This is a genomic window from Enterobacter sp. 50793107, assembly GCF_001463365.1.
GTDB classification, from domain to species: domain Bacteria; phylum Pseudomonadota; class Gammaproteobacteria; order Enterobacterales; family Enterobacteriaceae; genus Enterobacter; species Enterobacter cloacae.
The window spans coordinates 16,442-38,721 of sequence record NZ_LNII01000062.1 but is presented as its reverse complement, the minus strand read 5'-3'; the positions used below and the strand labels follow the sequence as shown (position 1 = coordinate 38,721).

Here is a 22,280-nt window from a genome sequence, read left to right as displayed (position 1 = left end):
TATTGTTAAATAGAAGGTTTTTTGGATGATTATAGGAATAGTCTCAACAACAGGAGTAGGGCATTTAAAAAGCATCAATATCAAACCTGCTGAATAAATAACCTGATTTAAAAGCGCGAACAGAACGGCATTATTACGGGTTTTAATTTTTATGCTGTTTCCGTTCGTCAGTCGCGAAAAGCGTAAACCACATTGACTACGATGTTTTTAAAAATTTTTAGCAATATTTTTGTTCCTCATCCGTCTACCTCATCACAAGCCATAATCAGTTACTGTAAACGAGGTCAACACCATGAGAGAGTTTGATATGCACGGCAGAGGTCACGGGCGCGGATTCGGTCGCCACCGTATGGGCAAGGGCTTAGTCATCGGCGCGGTCATTTTTATCGTGCTCGGTCTGCTGGTGATGTCCCTGTGGAACGCCTTACTCCCGGCGATCCTCGGCGTGAAAGCCATTGGCTTCTGGCAGGCGCTGGGCATTTTGATATTGAGCCGGATCCTGTTTGGTGGTCTGGGTTTCCGTCCGGGTATGTTTGGTGCGCACCGCCGGATGCACGAACGCTGGATGAACATGACGCCCGAACAGCGTGAAGCGTTCATGCAGCAGCGCCGGGAAGGATTTGGTCGCCATGGTCGCGGGCACTGTGGCTGGCACGGCCACCGTGACGACAAGCGTGAAGACAACGCGCCGAAAGCGCCGGACGCAGAGTGAGCGAGATGAAAACCGGGGAGGCGGGCGGATCCTTGCTGATGTCGGCGGTTAATGCCTGCCGCGCCCGGCTGAGAGCCTTTATTCGCGGAAGAACGCCGGTACGTGACGACGCCGACGATATTTTGCAGGAGATCACGTATCAGCTGATGAAGGTGGAACAGCCGGTCGAAAACGTTGCCGCGTGGCTGTTTCGCGCGGCGCGAAATGAGATGACCGACCGGGCGCGGAAAAAGCGTGAAGTGTCGCTCTCCGGTTATTTCAGCTTCACAGGCGAGGAGGATGACGATTTTCCGGAAGATGAGATCGCTGAAACCCTGTTCGGCGTTCCGCATACCCCGGAAGAGGAGTACCTCAAAACGCTGCTGTGGGAAGAGCTGGGGCAGGCGCTGGCTGAACTGCCCGCAGCGCAGCGCGAGGTCTTTGAGAAGACGGAGCTACAGGGCTACAGCATCAAATTGCTGGCCGGGGAAACCGGGGTTAGCGAGCAGGCATTATTATCGCGTAAGCATAAGGCCGTGTTGTTCCTGCGCACGCGATTGCGGGATGTGTATGACGCGCTGACAGGGGGATAATGTTCCCGGCAGACAAAACCTTACACTGTCGGGACTTGTAGATTCATCACTATCGTTTATGATCGGGGCGTCTTGTTATTTTGGAACGTTATGCGCAACCGTCAGCTTCTCGGTAAATGGCTTCTGATAATCACGTGTCTGGCAATGGCAATTTGCCTGGTTCAGCGTGCGGTTTATCTCAACCATTTTTTACAGGGGCTGGATCCTCAGGTGCAAACGCTCATGATGGCTGACGCCCCGGGTCAGGAGGCTGAACAGCCCGGCCCGTCGCCGTGTCAACTTGGCGCACAGTCTTTGCTTTGCGCCCAGCCGCTGTTTTTTGACGGTGCGCTACCGGCGATTATTATCTTCTTCGCTCTGCTGCAGTTATTTACCCAACGGCGCACATTTCTCTCCAGGGAGCAGCCTGTCCAGGCACCGCCTCCCCGAATACACCTCAAAAACTGCGTTTTCCGTGAATGAAAAGCATCGTCACCACACGATAATTTTCACTATTCACGGAGTAAAACATGGTTAACCTTTTCAGGGGACTCTTCCTCCTGTGGCTGTCCTGCATGGGTATTGCTCATGCGGCAGATACGGGCTGGCTGGTGTCACCGCAAAACGATCACGCCCGCATCCGCTTTCAGGCTGAGCGGGATCACGACCGCATCATCGGCCTGCTCAGCGTCGAGCTGCAGCCCGGCTGGAAAACCTACTGGCGTTCGCCGGGCGAGGGCGGCGTGGCCCCGAAAATCAGCTGGCCACAGGGCGTTAAGGATACCTGGTACTGGCCGGTTCCTTCCCGCTTTGATATCTCGGGCCTGACGACCCAGGGCTACCACGATAGCGTCACGATCCCCATCACGATCGCCGGGACGGACGCGGATGTGCTCGACGCCACGCTCACGCTCTCAACCTGCAGCAACGTCTGTCTGTTGACGGACTACAAGCTGCATCTGGATTTCCGCACGCCAGCGGATGCGGGCTTTCGTACGGCATTTGAAGACGCGATGCGTTCAGTACCCGGTTCGTCAGGCGTGTCGTCAGACTTCAGCGCCTGGTTATCAGACGGCAAGCTGATGATGACGGCCACGACGGAAGGCGAATGGATCAATCCTGGGATCTATTTTGACCCGCTGGAGGGTGACATTCTGCCCGGCGAACCGGTGATTAAGCACACCGGAAACCGGCTTCAGGTCGCGGTTCCGGTCACCGATGAGTGGGGCGATAAACCCGCGACGCTTGCGGGGAAAACGCTGTCATTTGTCGTCACCAACGGCGATAAAGCCCAGCAAACGCAACTGACCGTAGGCGCAGCCCCTGCAGACGCGGTGCAGAGTGCGCCAGCGGGAACAGTCAAAATGTTGGCCTTTGCACTGCTGGGCGGTCTGATCCTGAACCTGATGCCCTGCGTATTGCCGGTAATGGGCATGAAGCTCAGCAGCGTCCTGCAGGCGGGTACGGACACGCGGAAAATCCGGCTGCGTTTTCTGGCGACCAGTGCGGGTATTCTGACCTCCTTTATGCTGCTGGCCACGATGGTAACCGTTCTGAAACTCACCGGTGCGTCGCTGGGCTGGGGCATCCAGTTCCAGAACCCGTGGTTTATTGGGCTGATGGTTGCCGTGACCTTTCTCTTCGCACTGAACCTGTTTGGTGCGTTTGAGTTGTTTTTGCCTTCCGCCGCCACCGGACGGCTCGCCACAACGGGCGGAACCGGACTGACGGGCAGCTTCTGCGAAGGCGTGTTTGCCACGCTGCTTGCCACGCCGTGTTCCGCGCCGTTCCTCGGTACGGCCGTGGCCTTTGCGCTGGGCGCACCGCTGCATTCTCTGTGGCTTATCTTCCTGATGCTCGGGGTGGGCATGAGCTTGCCGTGGCTGTTCGTGGCGCTGATCCCCACAACCGCCTTGTTGCTGCCAAAACCTGGCCGCTGGATGAATACCCTGAAGGTGATTCTGGGGGGGATGATGCTGGCCTCCAGCCTGTGGCTGGTGACGTTGCTGAGTCTGCATCTGGGCGAGATGTTCAGCCACATCCTCATGCTGCTTCTGATTGTGGTCGCCATTGTGGTCTATGCCCTTCGCGGTCAGACATCATCGCCGCTGTTCTGGGTGGTGGTGATTGCGCTGGCCGTATTCGGGGGCTATCAGCTGCGCGGGATAGTGAACGCAACGCCGGTAACCACGGCTGAGAATAGCGAACAAACGATCCCGTGGCAGCCGCTCAGTGAAGAGGCAATCAGCGATGCGCTTGCGCAAGGGAAACGGGTGTTTGTGGATATCTCGGCGGACTGGTGTGTCACCTGCAAGGTGAATGAGCACCGGGTGCTGAATCAGCCGGAGGTTATCGCCGCGCTGCGCCAGCCGGATGTGGTTGCGCTACGCGGAGACTGGAGCCAGCCATCAGAGACGATTGCGGCTTTTCTGAAATCACGTAATCGCTACGCCATCCCGTTTAACCAGGTGTATGGCCCTGGAACGCCGGAGGGCGACATCCTCTCGCCATTGCTGGACAAACGCACTCTGATGACCACCCTGAACAAAGCAAAAGGCTAACGCTGTTATGAAAAAAATCTTTATTACGTTTCTGCTGTTTTTCGCTTCGGCCCAGGTGATGGCGGCGGACCCGATCACCCCGGATCAGGAGCAACGCGCTCAGAAGCTGGTCTACGATTTTCTGTTTAACGACCCGGATTCACCGCGTATCGGTGCCAAAAATCCAACGCTGACGCTGGTGGTGTTTACGGATTACAACTGTCCATACTGCAAAAAATTCGATCCGTATCTGGAGAAGATCGTTGAGAAACATCCGCAGGTGGCCGTGGTGTTTAAGTTTCTGCCGTTCCGTTCGGAAAGCTCGCTAACCGCCGCGCGCGACGCGTTAACCGTCTGGCGTTCACACCCTGAGCAATTTATGAAGTTCAACGAAACCCTGATGGCGAAAAAAGGGTATCACGATGACGCCAGCATTCAGGAGGCGCAAAAGCGCGCGGGCGTGAATGTTTCAACGCCGGATGATACGAGCCTGGTCACGGTAAAACGCAGCCTGATCATCGCCGAAAAACTGGGCATTCAGGGTACACCGGCCACGCTGATTGGCGAAGGGCTGTTACCCGGCTGGGTGCCTTTCGAACAGTTTGATGAAATGGTCACCGATGCACTGAAAAACCGCTAACCTGAAGGGGGCCTCAGGCCCCCGAACAAACCGGAGAGGGACATGAAAAAATTACTGTTACTTTCGCTGCTGACCGCGTCAGGGCTGGCGCAGGCTGCGGATGCTATACCTGATGTCGTGAAGACCTTTAGCGAGCAGCAGGAGATTAAGATCCTCAAGAAGATCGACGTGCCCGGTGGCGCACCCGCCTGGCTGGGACAATATCAGGACATGGGGGTGACGCTCTTTCTCACGCCTGACGGAAAGCACGTTATTTCGGGTTATCTCTATGATGAGAAGGGTAAAAACCTCAGCGAGGGTATTTTCCAGAAGGAGATCTACGCCCCGATGGGACGCGAAATGTGGAAGCAACTGAACGCTGCGCACCCCCTGAAAGAGGGGGCGGATAACGCGCCACGCAAAGTGTTTGTCTTCGCCGACCCGTTCTGCCCGTACTGCAAGGCATTCTGGTCGGAAGCACAGCCGTGGGTGACGGCGGGTAAGGTGCAGCTCAATACGCTGCTGGTGGCGTTCCTCAACCCAAACAGCGGCCGTAACGCATCTGCGATCCTGAATGCAAAAGATCCGGTTACGGCGTGGAAGGAGTATGAACTGTCCGGCGGTAAAAAACTGCCTAAACCGGAAGGCACCGCCTCGCGTGAAACCGTGGCGATACTGCAAAAACACCAGGCGTTAATGGACAGTCTGGGGGCGAATGCCACACCGGCCATTTATTATCTCAATGACCAGAATGAGCTCCAGCAGGTTGTCGGTATGCCGGACGCGAAGCAGCTTGAGGCGATGTTCGGGCCGAAGCCGTAAAAAATCAGGCAGAAACGGGGCGTTTCTGCCTGACTGTACTTAGCTTCCCCAGCGTCCTTTCAGGTAATTTACCGCCTGCTGCGTCTGCGGCTGGTTGAGGTAATCTTCGCGGAACAGGATCGTGCCATTCACGTTCGGCAGGGAGTCGTTGAGATCGAGCTGTTTTTTCAGCTCCGGCACGCCGCCCTGAATCGTCCAGTCCGGCTCATTTCTCGACGGCTCGCCCACTTTATAGAACGCAATGCCGATGTACAGACGGGTATGGGTCGGTTTCACCACGTCGGCCCACCATTTGGTCAGCACGTCATAGCGTGCCGCATCGCGGGAGAAAGGCCAGTAGATTTGCGGGGCAATGTAGTCCAGCAGCCCCTGTTGCACCCACTGACGGGTGTCAGCGTAGGATTCATCATACGCCGCCGCGCCACGGGTGTCGGATCCTGCCGGGTCAAAGGAGCGGTTACGCCAGACACCCGCCGGGCTGACACCAAATTCAACCTGCGGTTTTGTCTGTTTGATCGCCCGAGAGACCTGCACAATCAGCTGCTGCGTATTGTGGCGACGCCAGTCGGCTTTGGAGCTAAACCCCTGGCCGTATTGTCTGTAGGTCTGCGCATCATTCAGCGTTGAGCGGGGCGATTCGGCATAAAAGTAGTCATCAAACTGCACGCCGTCTATCGGGTAGTTCGCCACCACCTCGGTCACCACCCGGGTTATCCAGTCACGCACCTCCGGGATGCCCGGGTCGAGCACAAACCGATCGCCTGCGATGCGAACCCACTCAGGGTGCTGCACATAGACGCTGGACGGTTGTTGGTATGAGGTGCGGTTCAGCGCGGCGATGGTTGACGGTTTGGTATTGGTTGAAACGCGATAGGGGTTGAACCAGGCATGAACTTTCATCCCACGCTTGTGGGCTTCATCGAGCATAAACTGCAGCGGATCGTAGCCCGGATACTCGCCAATATTGCCGGTAAGCATATCTGACCACGGCAGGATTTTGGACGACCAGAGCGCGGTGCTGTCCGGTTTTACCTGGAAAAACACCGTGTTAATTCCCAGGCGTTTCAGATTGTCGAGTTTGTCGATCAGCGCCTGTTTTTGCATCGCAATACGCTGGTCAGCACTGCGGCCATTCACCGACGCGACCGGCGGCCAGTCGAGACGGGAGACAGTTGCCAGCCAGATCCCACGCATCGGCTCGTTTGCCTGCTGCGTCGGTTTGCCTGGGGTCGGGAGCGGTGTGACCAGCGACTTTGGGGGTTTTGAGGAGCAACTAACAAGTAAAAGCGCGCAGCCAAGCAGCGCACCAGTCCGTTTTACATGTCGCATCATTTGCGTATTAGCTCTTGGTTATCCGACTATTGGCCCAGGGGTTAAAGGCGGGCGCCTCGCGTTCAGCGGTCCCGTTATCATTGAGGGAATCAAGATACAGGGCCTCGACCTCCGCGCGTGCCCAGGGGGTACGGCGCAGGAATTTCAGGCTCGACTTCACGCTTGGGTCATTTCTGAAACAGTTAATTTTGATTCGATCGCCCAACTCGCGCCAGCCATATCGCGCCACCAGGGCGTTGACCATCATCTCCAGCGTAACGCCATGCAAAGGATCTTTGGAAATATGTGCAGTCATAGGCGTCCGGTGTCTCGATTTACAGGGGATTGGGGTAAACGCTGAAAGGGTACAAGAAAGCAGGGGAAGCGGCAATTTAAGCTTGCGTTTCTTCACCCGGTGGGGCGAAGAAACGGCGACGACGGTCTATTTTTTATCGCTGAACAGCTCCGGCGCCCACGGTGTGGGATCAACCTCCATGAACGGCGCCCGTTCAAACCGCGCCTTCAGCGCCCACGGCACCGTGCAGTCGAAGATAGTCTTGCAGGAAATGCCATTTCCACGGATCGAGGTGCTGTAGTCCGGCGACTGCGACGGATCCAGCTGGTGGCCGCGGATCCCCGGAAGCGTGGTAATGCTCACATCGCCCTGCATGCGGGTGGTCATTGCCCACAGGATATCGTCGCTGTCGAAGATATCCACGTCTTCATCCACGAGGATAATGTTTTTCAGCTCGGAATAGGTGGACAGGGCGATAAGTGCCGCCTGGCCCTGACGTCCTTCGTCTGACGGCTGGCGTTTTTTCACCTGTAAAATGCCGAGAAATTTACCGCCTCCGGCGGTGTGGGCGTAAACGTTTTGCAGAAAGCCGGGAATGGCCTCTTCGACCGCGTTGCGAATGCTGGCCTCGGTCGGCAAACCGGCAAGCGTGGTGTGCTCTTCGCCCGGGCCCACCAGCGTCTGCAGGATCGCGTGGTTTCGCATCGTCACGGCTTTCACTTTGATCACCGGCAGAGACGGATTCGCCTCGCCGCAGTAGCCCGGGAACTCCGGCATGGCGTGGCCGGTGTTGGTGTGCTGATCTTCTCTTACGCGCACGCCGGGAAGCAGTTCGCCCTCGATGATGATTTCCGCCCGCGCGATCGCTTTCTCTTTTACAGCCACGCCCTGTACCAGTTCCACCGGTTGCTGGCGTAATGCCCCGGCGACGCCAAGCTCGTTGTAACCGAATGGCGTGGTTGGCGCTTCGAAACAGGCCCCAATGTAGATAGCCGGGTCAAGTCCCATATTGATGGTTACCGGCAGCGGTTTGCCCGCCGCTTCGGCCTTCTTGCGAAAGACTTCGATATGGCGACCGGCGGCAAGGAACATAGAGAGTTCATCTCGCTCCTGCACACAGAGACGGTGAATTGTCACATCGGTCAGCGAGGTATCTTCCGGATCGCTTGCCAGTACCAGCCCCAGACAGAAGAACGGGCCTGCATCAATCGGCGTGTTGGTCGGGGCCGGGAGCAGCTTACGCAGGTCAAAGTCCGGATCGTCGGCGTAAAAGACCTGCTCCTGGCACGGTGCCTGCGAGGCCGGAACCACCACCGGTGCAACGGGGTTTTTCACCGCCTGACCAACGTGCTTCGCCAGCTTCGAGGGTTCACAACCCAGCAGAAGCGCCGCTCTTTCCCGGCTGGCGTGCATACCTACCAGGATGCGGGAGCCGGGGTAGCCCTTCACGCTATTGAACATCATGGCCGGGCCCGTGCGGGTGGGGCGTTTTACGGTACCGCCCGCGCCGATATGGCGGTAGACGCCCGCCAGTTCAGCATTGGGATCTACCGGGTGATCGGTTTCGATATAGTGACCTGGATGGCGTTGCAGCAACGCGATGGCGCTTCTGAGATCGTTGATGGGGTTTTGCATGTTTTTCTCCCTTAATGGCTGACCTCCATTGTTGGGCGAACGACAGATGGCATCAATTGCATCATTGATGCTATTTTGATAAGCATTTTATTATCAATTTTCGCGGGACTTCATCATGCAATTTCGTCTGATGCGTAATTTTCTGGTGGTAGCCGAAGAGCTCCATATGCACCGCGCCGCGGAGCGCCTGAACATGGCGCAACCTGCGCTGAGCCAGCAGATTAAAGCGCTGGAGGCGCGTCTGGGCGTCACACTGTTTAGCCGGGCACATCGTCGCTTAACCCTGACGCCTGCCGGAGACGCGTTTCTGGTCAAAGCCCGGCTGGCAATTGCGATGACCGAGCAGGCCGTGCTGGACGCCAGACAAACCGCTCGTGGCGAACAGGGGGTGTTGAATCTGGGATGTGTATCGAGTGCGATGTTCGACGGTAAGCTGCCTGCAACGCTGCGCCAGCTGCACGAGAACTGGCCCGCGATTGCCATTTCGCTGATGACCGGGAACGTGCAGACGCTTTACGAAGCCGTGCAGACCAACCAGCTGGACGTGGCGATTATCCGGGCTCCGTTGCCTGCGTTACCTGACGATCTGCAATCTCGCCCCTTTACCTCAGAGAAAACGGTGCTGGCGCTGCCTCGCCAACACCCCCTGGCCACGTCATCCGCACTGACACTTTCATCCGTGAAGGACGAAAAGTGGATCTCGCTGCGCGATCCGCAAGGCATGGGGCTGGAACAATATTTCTATGACGCCTGTAACGGTGCGGGTTTCCAGCCGGAGGTGGTGCAGAATGCCACCGACGTGCCCACCGTCATCAGCCTTGTCGCGGCGGGATTTGGTATTGCGCTCTTGCCCGCCTCAGCAAGGGCGGTGAACGTCGGTAATGTGGTTTACGTCGACATTATTGATCGGCTCAGGGAGAGCGAGCTGACGCTGGTTTGTCACCGAATCATTCGTTCTGAAGTCTTAAAAAAATTCCTCACCACCGTTGCTCAGGGTTGACGCCCGGCGGCCAGCAGCAATTGTTCGCGCAGCCAGGCGTTCGCCGTGTCCTGACTGTTTTTAGGATGCCAGAACATGCTGATGGCGATCGGCTGGAGTGGCAGCGGGGGCGGGAAAATATCGAGCGTGGTGGCGAACTGCTGCAACATGCGTCCCGGTAAGGTGCAAATCAGGTCAGTCCCCGCCACCAGAGGTGGTGCCATGGCATAGCTTTGCGTGGACATCACCACGTTGCGCTGATATCCCAGCCCGGCCAGCGTCTGGTCGACAAAGCCGGTAAATGGATCGCCCTGGGAGGAGACCACCAGATGAGAGAGGGCGCAATACTGCGCCAGATCCAGCGGCCCCGTACCGCGAGGATGCCCTTTGCGCTGGGCGGTGGCAAACGCGTCTTCAAACAGTTTGCGTCTGACCCAGCCGTCGTGCGCGCCCGCACTCACGCCGATGTAAATATCAACGTCTCCGCTTTCCAGCTGCTGGGGCAGGTTCACCCACTCCGGCAGGGCGAAACGCAGGCGGATCCCCGGCGCTTCACGTCTGATGTGATTCAGCAGTTCAGCCCCAAGCATCAGGGCCGGGTTTTCATGCAGGGCAATGACGAACGTGCGATTGCTCTCGCGGGGGTAAAACCCGGTGGGGGCAAGCATCGCGCTGATGCCACGCAGAACGGCCGCGACCTGAGGCCTCAGCGCCTCGGCTCGGGGTGTGGGCAACACCCCACGTCCATGTGGGGAAGGGATAAACAACGGCTCGCCAAAAATGGCACGCAGGCGCGAAAGACGGGCTGACAGCGCGGGCTGGCTGACCCCCAGACGTGCGGCGGCGTGCGTGATGTTCCGGTCGGTGAGCAGTGCATCCAACGTCAATATCAGGTCAATATCCAGGTCTGAAAATGGCGTCATGTTGTTTTCCGTTGTTTATTTAGCTGTGCTGGCGTCCCGGTTGGTATAGGTAACCGGAACCCAGGCATAGCCCGCGCGTTCGCCTTTGGTGACATAACCGATACCGGGGAACGGCAGGTGTGGCGCGGCAACCAGATCTCTGTTTTTGACGAATTCGTCAAAGGCATGCTTGCGCACACGGGCTGCTCCGTCCTGATCTTCATCGTAGGCGATGGTCACATCAGGCTGCGGGAACTGTACCGCAGCGACGTGGATAATGTCGCCCACGAAGGTAATTTTCTCGCCTTTACTTTCCAGCGTATAGAAGGCCGAGCCCGGCGTATGACCGGGGTGAACCGTTCCGGTAATACCCGGCAGCAGCGCTGATGTACCGGTAAACGGCACCACTTTGCCGGCATCAAGATACGGTTTTAAGGTCTTCTGTGCCACGTCAAAGTAGTTCTGACCGTAACCGGTTTTTTTCTGATTCTCTTCATTGAAGAAAAAGTCGATATCCGGTTTCCCCACGAACACGCGGGCGTTGGTAAATACCGCCTTACCGTCCTTTATCAGGCCACCGGAATGATCGGAATGCGCGTGCGTCAGTAAGATTTCCGTGATGTCCTGCGGTTTGATCCCCTGCGTGGCCAGGCTCTCGATTAAACGCCCGCCGTTGCCTGGACCAAAAAGCTGGCCGGAACCGGTATCGACCAGAATTTTGTGTCCCGGCAGCGCAATCAGAAAGGCGTTAATGGAGACCTCAACCGGGTTCGCCTGGAAATTTTTCGCCAGTAACGCATCGGTTTTTTGCTCTGTGGTCCGGCGCAATAGCGCGTGCAGATCCTGCGCGACGCTGCCGTCCGTAAACGACGTAACCAGCACGTTGCCCACCTGAACGCTGTAGCCGCCCGCCGGTTGTTTCACCACGTGCTGAGGCGTCTCTGCCAGGGAGTGCAGCGCAGGGAAGAAGAGCAGTGAACTGGTGATGAGCGTAGAGAGGGCAAGTTTCTTGACAGTAAGCATGATGATCTCCTTTAGAAAGTCCTCATCTTACTTATGCATCAAAATTTAAGAACCCGCTCAACAGTGATAGGACCTATAAATAGGATGGATAGCTCAGTGGGGTGGCCGGGCAACGGCAATACCGTGCCCGGCGGGCAGATTGTTACGGCTTCCAGCTGTCCGGCGTGGCTTTTGACCATGAGCCATAAGCGGCATTAGGCAGCACAATCCAGTCATTGCCAAAATGCTCTGCGCTTGCCTCAACCAGCCCGCGCTGCTGCTCACTCGGTTTTTTGTTTTTAAACTGCACGGCGAAATCCGGCAGGCTGTCGCCAAACAACATAATGATCTGTTGCTTTTTAAGGATGCTCTGGCGGCGCTCTTCTTTACTCACCGTATCCAGAAGCACGCTGTCGTCCGAGACCTGCGGCAGGCCAAGGGATTTTAACGTGTTGATGGTATCTGCTTTATTTTCCTGCATGCGGTCAGAGACGTAGTAGATACGCACCTTGCTTTGATTCACATGCTCAAGAAACGCCTTCGCGCCGGGGATCAGGCCGGGTTTTCCCTGTTTTTCCCAGTCGCTCCAGGTATCCCATTGGGTGTAGTCATGGCACTGTTCCATGTCGCGCACCAGCAGCGGGGTGTTGTCGAGCACGGTTTCATCCAGATCCATGACCACCGCGTAATTTTCTGGCGTTTTCAGATCTTTCACTTTCTCGTCAAAACGGCCGGTGGCAAAACGGTACGTCTGCAGCTGAAGCGCCATGATTTCAGCTGACTTCTGCTGGTAGCGCAGCGCCATTTCGTAGGCTTTTGGTTCACACAGTTCATTATTTGCCGCGGTAGCGGTTGCGCTCAACATCGGTACTGCCACCAGTAATGCCTTAGCTATTGAATTCATTATTGTTTCCTTAACACCCTTGTCAAAATGACGAAAGCGTAATGAATTTAAGTGACAGAAAAATGACGGTTGCACGTTGGGGCTCTGTTGAAACGTGCTTTCGATCCTGAACTAAGCTTGTACTTCATTCCGCGTAAAATGTGGGTCATTCGAGGACAATGAATGGAATTCAGGACATTTCAAAAGCAGTGGGGTGCTGAGTTTATTTCCAGTGACGTTGTACGTTTTCGCGTCTGGGCTGAGGGACAACAACAACTTACGCTACGTCTGGCAGAACGCGATCTGCCCATGACGGCGGTCGGGAACGGCTGGTTCCAGATTGACGTACCTGGCGTGACGCATGGCACCGAGTATCAGTTCGTTTTACAGGACGGCATGGCGGTACCTGACCCAGCATCGCGGGCGCAGAAAGGGGACGTTAATGGCCCCTCCGTGGTGATTGACCCCGGCCGCTATCAGCCCATCAACCCAGACTGGGCAGGGCGACCGTGGGAAGAGACGGTGATTTACGAACTGCATATTGGCACCTTTACGCCGCAGGGCACCTTCCGGGCGGCTATCGACAAGCTGCCGTATCTGGCTGAACTCGGCATCACCCAGCTTGAAGTTATGCCGGTTTCACAGTTCGGCGGCAGCCGCGGCTGGGGCTATGACGGCGTATTGCTGTATGCCCCGCATTCCGCCTATGGCACGCCGGAGGATTTTCACGCGTTCATCGATGCGGCGCACGGCCTGGGCCTTTCTGTCGTGCTGGATATCGTACTCAACCATTTCGGCCCAGAAGGAAACTACTTACCCTTGCTGTCACCCGCGTTTTTTGATGCGCAGAGAATGACGCCGTGGGGTAACGGTATCGCCTATGAACGGGAGCCGGTCAGACACTACATTCTTGACGCGCCCCTGTTCTGGCTGACCGAATACCGTCTGGATGGCTTACGGTTTGATGCCATCGACCAGATTAAAGATACGGCGTCGAAACATATTCTTCAGCAGATCGCGGAAACGATCCGCGAAGCGCTCCCGGATCGTCATATCCATCTCACCACCGAGGACAGCCGTAACGTGATTTTCCTGCATCCACGCGATGAAAAGGGAGCCACGCCGCTGTTTACCGCCGAGTGGAATGATGATTTCCACAACGCCGCCCACGTCTTTGCCACCGGCGAAACGCATGCCTACTATCAGGATTTTGCCTTCGAACCGGAAAAAAAATTCGCCAGAGCACTCGCAGAAGGGTTTGTCTATCAGGGTGAGGTCTCTTTGCAGACCGGACACTCACGCGGGGTGGAATGCCACACCCAGCCGCCGACCTTCTTTGTCGATTTTATTCAAAACCACGATCAAACCGGTAACCGCGCCCAGGGCGAACGTCTTATTACCCTTGCGGGCGCGGATAAAACCCGCGTTCTGCTCGCCGCGCTGCTGCTGTCACCCCATATCCCGCTGCTGTTTATGGGCGAAGAGTATGGCGAAACCAACCCGTTCCTGTTCTTTACGGATTTTCATGGCGATCTGGCGAAAGCCGTGCGGGAAGGGCGGGCAAAAGAGTTTACCGGCCACAGCGGACACGATGGCGATGTACCGGATCCGAATGACGAGCAGACTTTTGCCCGCTCAAAACTGGACTGGCACAACGTGACGACTGCGCAGGGTAAATCCTGGCTGCGCTTCACGCGAAGCCTGCTGGTCCTGCGGCATCGCTATCTTGTGCCGTTACTTCGCCCTGGCGGCACCGTTGAGGGCAAAATCGTTAAGACCGCTCCCGGTATGGTGGCGGTGAGCTGGTCTTTCCCGACGGGTACATTGTCGCTGGCGCTGAATATCGGTAATAAGCCCGTTGACGTTCCTGCGCTGGCAGGCGAAACGCTCTTTAGCTGGCCGGAGGCCGCTGAGGTGTTAGTGCCAAACAGCATTGTCGTTCGTTTTGCAGATGGAGACGCATCATGATCCCTTGTGCCACATACCGAATACAGTTCCGCAATGGCATGACCTTTGACCGCGTGGTGGAGCTGGTGCCATACCTTAAAGACCTCGGGATCAGCCATCTCTATGCCTCACCGATATTTACCGCCACCACCGGTTCAACCCACGGTTATGACGTCACCGATCCTAACGAAATCGATCCCGCCATTGGCGGGCGCGCCGGTTTCGACCGCATGACGGTGGCACTCAGGCAGGCGGGAATGGGGCTCATTCTGGACATCGTCCCTAACCATATGTCGACCTCGCTGGAAAACCGCTGGTGGCGGGATGTTATCGCGTTTGGTCAGCAAAGCCGTTACGCGCACTATTTTGATATCGACTGGTCGCGCCCGCTGACGCTGCCGTTTCTTGGCGACACCTTTGAGGCCGAGCTGGAGAAAGGGGCAATTACTCTGAAACGTGACAGTGTCACCGGTGAGGCCGCGCTGGTCTACTATGACACAGCCTATCCGCTTAACCCCGGAACATGGGCTGCGGAGAAAAGCATCGAGGCGATCCACGAGGCGCAGAGCTGGCGGCTGATGTCCTGGCGGGAAGCGCCGAAACAGCTCTCATGGCGGCGCTTTTTTGAAATTACCGGCCTGGTGGGCGTCAGAGTGGAAGACGAGGGAGTGTTTCAGGATACGCATCGCCTGATCCTCGAGCTCGTGCATACCGGCATTGTCGACGGGTTGCGCATTGACCATATCGACGGGCTGGCCGACCCGCTGGGTTACCTGCAGCGGTTACGGCAGGCAACCGGTCCCGACTGTTATATCACGGTGGAAAAAATTCTCGCCAAAGGGGAACAACTGCCTGTGGAATGGCCGGTATCCGGCACCACCGGATATGAGTTTATCGCCTCGCTGGCCGAAGTGCTGGTCGACGATAATAACCTCGGGCGGCTGGAAAAAATCCACGACGAGACGCTGGGCGTGACGGTCGATCGCCATGCGGAACTTCGCAACGCTAAAGGGCTGATGACCGATCGCAATTTTGAGGGTGAATTCACCACGCTGCTTAACATTGCCACCGACCTTGCCCGATGCAACGACATTGACGTGCCGCAGGACGACATACGCTACACGCTGCGCGAACTGCTGATTGCGTTTCCGGTCTACCGCACCTACGGCACCACCGACGGGTTAACCGCCCCGGATGTCGCGCTGTTGAACCGCGTTGTTGCCAGCGTCGACGCACCGGAACCGGCGTTAAGCCTGTTGGTGAGGATCCTCACCGGCGACCTGGACGCCAGCAGCCGCGATGCGGCCTCGCTGTTCAGAACCCGCTTCCAGCAGCTTACCGGGCCGCTGATGGCGAAATCGGTGGAAGATACGCTCTTTTTCCGCCATAACCTCGAGCTCGCCCTGAACGAAGTGGGGGCCGATCCCACCCCGCGCGCGTTCTCGTTATCCCGCTTTCACCAGGAGATGCGCATCCGTCTGGCCCGTCAGCCCGATGCGCTGCTGGGGACCTCCACGCACGACACCAAGCGCGGGGAAGACGCGCGGGCACGCCTCTACACCCTGACGGAAGCCCCGGAACAGTGGGGTGAAAATCTGGCGCGCTGGCGGCAGATGAACCAGACCCAGGTGCGTTTTCTCAATGACGGTACCGCGCCAAACGCGGCCGATACCTGGATGATCTACCAGGCGCTGGCGGGCGTCTGGCCTGCAACGTTGTCGCCTGACGATAGTGAAGGGCTGAAGTCTCTCGAAGCGCGTTTCCTCGGGTTTATTGAGAAAGCGCTGCGCGAGGCCAAACAGCGTACCGACTGGATCGACAGCAATGAGAGCTATGAGAGCGTGGTGCTGAATTACGTCCGGCACTTGCTGTCCCCTGAGAACACGCTGTTCCTGCATGATTTCTCGTCCTCCCTGCAACCCTTTATCCGCGCCGGGCTGATGAACAGCCTGAGCCAGACGGTGATCAAACTGACGGCGCCGGGCGTACCGGATATATATCAGGGAAGCGAGGCGCTTAATTTTAGCCTGGTCGACCCGGATAACCGGCTGGAGCCGGATTTCGCCACGCTGAGGCAAAACCTGAGCAGCGCCGACGCAAAGCTGTTTGCCGACGAACAGCAGTGGCGAAACGGCAGGGTGAAGCAGTATGTCACCGCCACGCTGTTACGCGTCCGGCAGCACTATTTATCGCTCTTCCAGTACGGCGACTGGCTGCCGCTGAAGGTCAGCGGCGAGCGCGAGGAAAACCTGATTGTCTACGCGCGCGTGAAGGACGGGGAGGCGCTGATTGTTGCCGTACCGCGTCTGGTTTTTGCTACCCCCACAAACGAAACGCTGTGGGCCAACACTTCGGTCGTCATCCCCGAAGAGCTTTCCGGGAAACGCTACCGGGATCTGTTTACCGGTGAACGTCGGGCGCTGCGGGAGACGCTGGATTTAACGTCTGAAACAGGAAGTTTGTTAGTTCTGCTTACCTGCGAATAATCGTGGAGAACGAAAATGGCAAAGGAAAATACGTTTGACATACGGGCCGGTCATGGCCAGCAGCTGGGTGCAAATTATGACGGGAAAGGGGTTAACTTCGCGCTTTTTTCAGCTCACGCCGAGCGGGTGGAGCTCTGTCTGTTTGACCCCTCCGGTAAAACGGAAATCGCCCGTCTGGGGCTGCCGGAATATACCCACGAGATCTGGCATGGCTATGTGCCCGACCTCCAGCCCGGCGCGCTGTATGGCTATCGCGTCTACGGGCCTTATGATCCGGAAAACGGGCATCGCTTTAACCCGCATAAGCTGCTCATCGATCCCTATGCTCGTGAATTGGTGGGCGATATCGACTGGAATGATGCCCATTTTGGCTACGAACTGGGTCATGATGCGCTGGATCTGAGCTTTGATACGCGTGACAGCGCGCCGTTCACCCCAAAATGCAGGGTCATCGATCCGAATGCGTTTGACTGGCAGGACCATCAGCGGCCAGCGATCCCATGGCCGCATACCGTGGTCTATGAGAGCCATGTGAAAGGTTTTACCCAGCTCAACCCGGCGATACCGCCCGAGCTGCGCGGCACCTTTGAAGGCATGGGGCATAAAGCCTCGGTCGATTACATCAAAAGTCTGGGTATCACCGCCGTCGAGCTGCTGCCGGTTCACTGGTTCCCGGACGATCAGCACCTGCTGGACCGCGGCCTGAAGAATTTCTGGGGCTATAACACGCTGGGCTTTTTTGCGCCCGCGTCACGTTATTACGGCCCTGCAGGGATCCAGGGTTTTCGCGATATGGTCCGCGCCTACCATGACGCGGGTATCGAGGTGATTCTGGATGTGGTCTATAACCACACGGCAGAGGGCAATGAGCTTGGCCCGACGCTCTCATTCAAGGGTATCGATAACTACAGCTATTACCGCACCTTGCCGGATCAGCATCGCTATTACATCAATGACACCGGCACGGGGAATACGGTGAACACCTCACACCCGCGTGTGCTGCAGATGATCATGGATTCGCTGCGCTACTGGGCGGAATCGATGCATATCGACGGTTTTCGCTTCGATCTGGGCACGATACTGGGGCGCGAGCCAGAAGGGTTCGATCCGCGCGGTGGCTTCTTTGATGCCATGACCCAGGATCCGGTTTTATCAAAACTCAAGCTCATCGGTGAGCCCTGGGATATCGGCCCCGGCGGCTATCAGGTGGGCGGCTTCCCGCCCGGCTGGGGCGAGTGGAACGACAAATATCGCGATACCGTTCGCGAATACTGGCGGGGCGATAACGTTCCCACTGATTTTGCCGCCCGCCTGCTGGGCTCGGGCGATCTCTATGATTTACGCGGGCGTCGCCCGTGGGCCAGCGTCAACTTTATTACCGCGCATGACGGCTTCACGCTGAACGATCTGGTGTCGTACAACGAGAAACACAACGCCGATAATGGTGAAGAGAACAACGACGGGCATAACGATAACCGCGCGTATAACTATGGCGAGGAAGGCCCGACCGAGAACCCCGACATTATTGCCACCCGTGAACGGCAGAAACGGAACTTCCTCACCACGCTGTTGTTCTCCCACGGTACACCGATGCTGCTGGCCGGGGATGAGTTTGGCCGGACGCAAAAAGGGAACAACAACGGCTATTGCCAGGACAGCGAGATCTCCTGGATCAACTGGAAAGGGTTGTCAGAAAACGACGTCACGCTGCGCGAGTTTACCCGGCACCTGATTGCGCTTCGCGCCAAACAGCCGCTGCTGCGCCGGGAGAGCTGGCGAGACGGTCTTGAGATCCGCTGGTTTAACGCCGGAGGAGGACCGCAGCAGTCTGAGCAATGGGAGGAAGGCTCGACAATCGGCGTCTCCATCAGCCGGCCCGATCTCATCCAGGAGGAGGGGATCTGGCACGACGTGCTGATGCTGTTCAACCCGTTCGAAGGCGCCGTGTCGTTCCAGATCCCGCAGTTTGGTGAAGGAGGCTGGGTGCTGGAGCTCTCCACGGCTGGGGAGGTTGCCACGGGCGAGGTCATCACCCGGACCGTGGATTACGAACTGGCGGGACGCAGTATTACTCTCTTCAGACGCCCGTGATGTCAAAGTGATGCCGCCGCCCGTGCGGCGGTGTCATACAGGGATGAAATGGTGCGCAGCAGCTGGGCGGTGTCACCGATAGCGGCACCCGAAATCCCGCTTTCGGCATGTATGTTGATCAGACACGCTTCGCGCACATCCCGGTATTTCATGCACAGTGCTTTTCCCGCCTCCGTGGTGGAAAAGAAAAGCTCTTTTCCTGCTTTTTCACTGGTGACGTAGCCCGCCTTGACCAGCTTTTTCAACGCATAGGTCACCACGTGGGTGTCTTCCACGTTGAGCACAAAACAGATATCGGCCAGCTTCTTCTTGCGATTGCGGTGATTCACATGATGCAAAAGCGAGACGTCAAAGGCCCCCATATCCGGCTCACCGGCCGCGGTCATGCAGCGCACCATCCATTTATTGAACGCGTTACTGGTCATGATCAGCGCGTACTCCAGCTCCGATAGCTCCGCGCAGCGCTCGGAAACCAGATGGCGGGAGGAGACGATCCGGCCGTCGTTAATGTCGTCGTGATTCATTGATGCAGCACTTTTCTTCAGGGTCATAACGTTCCTTACGGGAGTGTGGCTGTTGCCCGGAAATGTAAACTCATCGATAAAATAAGAACATTTTATTGATAAATTGTTTACATGTTTTTGCGGTTCAGATATAGCTTTTTAACGCAGGTTTTCGAAGCCTGACGGAAAACACAACATCGCTCGCCGCAAATTAAAAAAATAGCCGTCGGCGCGCAACGCTCACTTTGGATAGGGTAACGTTTATGGACGGTTCTACACTGTTGCCGCTTATCGGGATCCCGGTGGTGGTTATTGGTTTTGCCCTGCGCTTCAACCCGCTACTGGTGGTCGTGGTAGCGGGGCTGACGACGGGTCTGCTGGTTGGGATGGATTTCGGCATGCTGCTGGAAACCTTCGGCGAGAAGTTCGTCAACAGCCGCTCTCTGGCCACATTCATTCTGATCCTGCCGGTTATTGGTCTGCTGGAATATTACGGTCTAAAAGAGCGCGCACAGGCGTGGGTGGCGAAGATCGCCAGCGCCACTTCGGCGCGTATTCTGATGATCTATTTTGTCGCCCGCGAGGGGACGGCCGCGCTGGGGCTGATGTCGCTGGGCGGTCATGCCCAGACGGTGCGTCCGCTGCTGGCACCGATGGCCGAAGGGGCGGCGCTGAACGAGTACGGCGAACTGCCCCAGCATATTCGCGACAAAATCAAAGCCCATGCCGCCGCGTGTGACAATATCGCGGTGTTCTTTGGCGAGGATATCTTTATCGCCTTCGGGGCGGTGCTGTTGATCGACGCCTTCCTGAAGGAGAACGGTATTCAGGGGATTGAACCGCTGCATATCGGCCTTTGGGCGATCCCGACGGCGATTGCGGCATTGATTATTCATATGACGCGTCTGTTGCGCCTGGATGCCAGCATCCGCCGTGACGTGATGGCCTGGAAAGCCGGGCAGGGAACGCAGGAGATCGCGCCATGATGACGTTGCTCACCATTAACCGCGTGTACTACCTGATTGGCTTTGTCGTGATGCTGCTGGTGGTCATGACCCTGCGCGATCGCGCCAACCCCAAACGTTTTACCACGGCACTGTTCTGGTTTCTGTTCGGTGGGATCTTCCTGTTCGGTGACCTGATGGTGCAGGAGCTGGGCCGCTCGCTGGCGTACCGGATCATTGGCGGCGCCGTGATTGTAATTGCCCTGCTGGCAGGCTTTGGGCTGGTCGGTAAAGGGCAGTACAAAATGGCCAGCGAGCCAGAGCGTGTTGCCTCATCAAACCGGCTGAAAAACTGGCTGTTTTTACCGACCCTGATGATCCCGGTAGTGACGGTTATCGGCACGCTGTTCCTGAAAGGGGTGTCGATTGGCGGGGTTTACCTGCTCGATCAAAAACAGCTCACGCTGGCGGCGCTGTGCGTGGCCTGTGTGGCGGCCATCCTTACCGGCTGGTGGCTGACAAAAGGTACGCCGCTGCATGCCGTCCGTCAGTCTCGCCGCCTGGTGGATACCATTGGCTGGGCGGTGATCCTGCCGCAGATGCTGGCCATGCTGGGCGGGGTTTTTGTGGTGGCCAATACCGGCAACTCCGTGCAGAAGGTAGTCAGCCTGTTTGTGAACCCGGACAGCCGCTTTATGCTGGTGGTGATTTACTGCGTCGGCATGGCGCTGTTCACCATGATCATGGGTAATGCCTTTGCGGCCTTCCCGGTGCTGAGCGCCGGTATCGCCTTACCGTTTCTGATCCACGTGCATCACGGTAATCCGGCACCGCTGCTGGCGATTGGTATGTACGCTGGCTATTGCGGCACGCTGATGACGCCGATGGCGGCGAACTTCAACATCGTTCCCGCCGCGTTACTGGAGCTGAAAGACAAATATCAGGTCATTAAGATCCAGATCCCGACCGCGTTAACCCTGCTGGTGGTCAACGTGTTCTTAATGTATTTCCTCGTGTTTCGCTAAGCGTGGCAACCTAAGGAGCTGTGATGGAATTAACGCAACACCAGGCTGATGCTTTTGCCAGAATGCCTTTGACCTATCTGCGCCAGGAATACCCGAACCACATTATGCATCTGCTCAATGATGATGGGGACGTCCTGCCGCCGCGCGAACTGCATCCCATTTTTTATGGCTGTTTTGACTGGCACTCGGCGGTACACGGCTACTGGTTGCTGCTGCGCTGCCTGCGCCTCTACCCGGAACTGTCGTGCCGGGATGACATTATCACGCTGTTTGCCGACCATCTCACGCCAGAAAACGTGGCGCAGGAGCTGGCTTATTTCAACGCGCCGTTCCGTGCCTCGTTCGAGCGTCCGTATGGCTATGGCTGGCTGCTGGCACTGGCCCAGGAGCTGAAACAGTCATCGCTGCCGCAGGCGGCAGGCTGGTATCAGACGCTTGCGCCGTTAACGCAGGACATTCGCAACCGTCTGGTGGATTACCTCAGTAAGCTGACGTACCCGATCCGGGTTGGCACGCATTACAACACCGCGTTTGCCCTCGCGCTGGGGATCGATTACGCCCGGGCGGTGGAAGATAACGCGCTGGAGAGTGCCATTCTGGAGGCGGCGACGCGGTTTTATCACGCGGATACCCAGTATCCGGCTCACTATGAACCGGGTGGTGATGAGTATGTATCCGGCGCGCTGACAGAGGCTCTGCTGATGAGCAAGGTCGCGGAGAATTTCCCGGCCTGGTTCGACGCGTTTCTGCCGAATATCGGGGCTGTTTCTGCGCTGATGAACCCGGCAGAAGTGAGCGACCGTACCGACCCCAAAATTGCGCATCTGGACGGATTAAACCTCAGCCGCGCCTGGTGCATGAAGCATATTGCCAGTGCGCTGCCGGAGGATCATCCGGCGCAGCAGGCGCTGCGTGATGCGGTGGCGAAACACCTGACGGCGAGCGTCGGGCATGTTGTCGGCAGCCACTACAGCGGTGGGCACTGGCTGGCGAGTTTTGCGCTGCTGGCGCTGGAGTAAATATGGGGGCAGCG

General features: G+C 57.2%; 20 protein-coding genes. 13 read left to right on the top strand and 7 right to left on the bottom strand.

The window, feature by feature from the left end; translation table 11 throughout:
* Nucleotides 1–292 precede the first annotated feature (292 nt).
* From APU11_RS08095 to dsbG, 6 genes are all read left to right on the top strand, one after another.
* Nucleotides 293–712, top strand: a complete 420-nt coding sequence (locus tag APU11_RS08095; RefSeq protein ID WP_013096556.1) for a hypothetical protein — start codon at nt 293–295, stop codon at nt 710–712.
* Between the two features lie 5 nt (nt 713–717).
* Complete coding sequence (locus APU11_RS08090; protein ID WP_048972091.1) at nt 718–1,284, top strand: RNA polymerase sigma factor; 567 nt, start codon at nt 718–720, stop codon at nt 1,282–1,284.
* 90 nt (nt 1,285–1,374) lie between these two features.
* Nucleotides 1,375–1,746: a hypothetical protein gene (locus tag APU11_RS08085; protein WP_013096558.1), complete on the top strand. Its 372-nt coding sequence runs from the start codon at nt 1,375–1,377 to the stop codon at nt 1,744–1,746.
* Nucleotides 1,747–1,793: 47 nt separating this feature from the next.
* Complete coding sequence (locus APU11_RS08080; protein WP_058650743.1) at nt 1,794–3,824, top strand: protein-disulfide reductase DsbD domain-containing protein; 2,031 nt, start codon at nt 1,794–1,796, stop codon at nt 3,822–3,824.
* Between the two features lie 7 nt (nt 3,825–3,831).
* Complete coding sequence (locus APU11_RS08075) at nt 3,832–4,443, top strand: DsbA family protein (RefSeq protein WP_058650742.1); 612 nt, start codon at nt 3,832–3,834, stop codon at nt 4,441–4,443.
* 42 nt (nt 4,444–4,485) lie between these two features.
* Nucleotides 4,486–5,244 (top strand): thiol:disulfide interchange protein DsbG, encoded by a 759-nt coding sequence (dsbG, locus tag APU11_RS08070; protein WP_020688674.1) that lies wholly within the window; start codon nt 4,486–4,488, stop codon nt 5,242–5,244.
* Between the two features lie 39 nt (nt 5,245–5,283).
* On the opposite strand, the gene APU11_RS08065 is transcribed toward dsbG, so the two are convergent.
* The 3 genes from APU11_RS08065 to APU11_RS08055 form a co-directional block, all read right to left on the bottom strand.
* Nucleotides 5,284–6,576, bottom strand: coding sequence for a glycoside hydrolase family 10 protein (locus tag APU11_RS08065; RefSeq protein ID WP_045294143.1), 1,293 nt, complete (start codon nt 6,574–6,576; stop codon nt 5,284–5,286).
* 7 nt (nt 6,577–6,583) lie between these two features.
* Nucleotides 6,584–6,871, bottom strand: a complete 288-nt coding sequence (locus tag APU11_RS08060; protein ID WP_023619621.1) for a VF530 family protein — start codon at nt 6,869–6,871, stop codon at nt 6,584–6,586.
* Nucleotides 6,872–6,997: 126 nt separating this feature from the next.
* Nucleotides 6,998–8,485, bottom strand: coding sequence for a UbiD family decarboxylase (locus APU11_RS08055; RefSeq protein WP_058650741.1), 1,488 nt, complete (start codon nt 8,483–8,485; stop codon nt 6,998–7,000).
* Nucleotides 8,486–8,600: 115 nt separating this feature from the next.
* Here APU11_RS08055 and APU11_RS08050 point away from each other — a divergent pair, with 115 nt between their 5' ends.
* Entirely contained in the window at nt 8,601–9,485 is an 885-nt protein-coding gene (locus APU11_RS08050; RefSeq protein WP_058650740.1) for a LysR substrate-binding domain-containing protein, read from the top strand.
* Here the strand turns inward: APU11_RS08050 and APU11_RS08045 are convergent.
* The 3 genes from APU11_RS08045 to APU11_RS08035 all read right to left on the bottom strand — a co-directional run bounded on the left by APU11_RS08045 (nt 9,476) and on the right by APU11_RS08035 (nt 12,272).
* Nucleotides 9,476–10,387 (bottom strand): LysR family transcriptional regulator, encoded by a 912-nt coding sequence (locus tag APU11_RS08045; protein WP_058650739.1) that lies wholly within the window; start codon nt 10,385–10,387, stop codon nt 9,476–9,478. The two genes, APU11_RS08050 and APU11_RS08045, sit on opposite strands and share 10 nt — an antisense overlap.
* 15 nt (nt 10,388–10,402) lie before the next feature.
* Complete coding sequence (locus tag APU11_RS08040) at nt 10,403–11,389, bottom strand: MBL fold metallo-hydrolase (RefSeq protein ID WP_058650738.1); 987 nt, start codon at nt 11,387–11,389, stop codon at nt 10,403–10,405.
* Nucleotides 11,390–11,531: 142 nt separating this feature from the next.
* The gene (locus APU11_RS08035) at nt 11,532–12,272 is read right to left on the bottom strand and encodes a 5'-nucleotidase, lipoprotein e(P4) family (protein WP_058650737.1); all 741 of its coding nucleotides are present in this window, start codon (nt 12,270–12,272) and stop codon (nt 11,532–11,534) included.
* A 162-nt stretch (nt 12,273–12,434) separates the two neighbouring features.
* Between APU11_RS08035 and treZ the strand changes: the two genes are divergently transcribed.
* From treZ to glgX, 3 genes are read left to right on the top strand one after another with little or no spacing between them, the layout of a single operon-like run.
* Complete coding sequence (treZ, locus tag APU11_RS08030; RefSeq protein ID WP_058650736.1) at nt 12,435–14,219, top strand: malto-oligosyltrehalose trehalohydrolase; 1,785 nt, start codon at nt 12,435–12,437, stop codon at nt 14,217–14,219.
* A complete protein-coding gene (gene treY, locus APU11_RS08025; RefSeq protein ID WP_058650735.1) occupies nt 14,216–16,684 on the top strand; it encodes a malto-oligosyltrehalose synthase in 2,469 nt (822 codons plus the stop codon). Before treZ ends, treY begins: the two co-directional genes overlap by 4 nt.
* A gap of 15 nt (nt 16,685–16,699) precedes the next feature.
* Nucleotides 16,700–18,775 (top strand): glycogen debranching protein GlgX, encoded by a 2,076-nt coding sequence (gene glgX, locus APU11_RS08020; protein ID WP_058650734.1) that lies wholly within the window; start codon nt 16,700–16,702, stop codon nt 18,773–18,775.
* Between the two features lie 2 nt (nt 18,776–18,777).
* On the opposite strand, the gene APU11_RS08015 is transcribed toward glgX, so the two are convergent.
* Nucleotides 18,778–19,326 carry a winged helix DNA-binding protein gene (locus APU11_RS08015; RefSeq protein ID WP_013096572.1) on the bottom strand — a complete coding sequence of 183 codons (549 nt, stop codon included), beginning with the start codon at nt 19,324–19,326 and terminating at the stop codon, nt 18,778–18,780.
* A gap of 215 nt (nt 19,327–19,541) precedes the next feature.
* On the opposite strand from APU11_RS08015, the gene APU11_RS08010 reads away from it, so the two are divergent.
* From APU11_RS08010 to APU11_RS08000, 3 genes are read left to right on the top strand one after another with little or no spacing between them, the layout of a single operon-like run.
* A complete protein-coding gene (locus APU11_RS08010; protein WP_013096573.1) occupies nt 19,542–20,264 on the top strand; it encodes a DUF969 domain-containing protein in 723 nt (240 codons plus the stop codon).
* On the top strand, nt 20,261–21,247 hold the full coding sequence (locus APU11_RS08005) for a DUF979 domain-containing protein (protein ID WP_058650733.1): 987 nt from the start codon (nt 20,261–20,263) through the stop codon (nt 21,245–21,247). The genes APU11_RS08010 and APU11_RS08005 overlap by 4 nt, the downstream gene beginning before the upstream one ends.
* A gap of 23 nt (nt 21,248–21,270) precedes the next feature.
* The gene (locus APU11_RS08000; protein ID WP_058650732.1) at nt 21,271–22,266 is read left to right on the top strand and encodes a DUF2891 domain-containing protein; all 996 of its coding nucleotides are present in this window, start codon (nt 21,271–21,273) and stop codon (nt 22,264–22,266) included.
* The last annotated feature ends 14 nt before the right edge of the window (nt 22,267–22,280 follow it).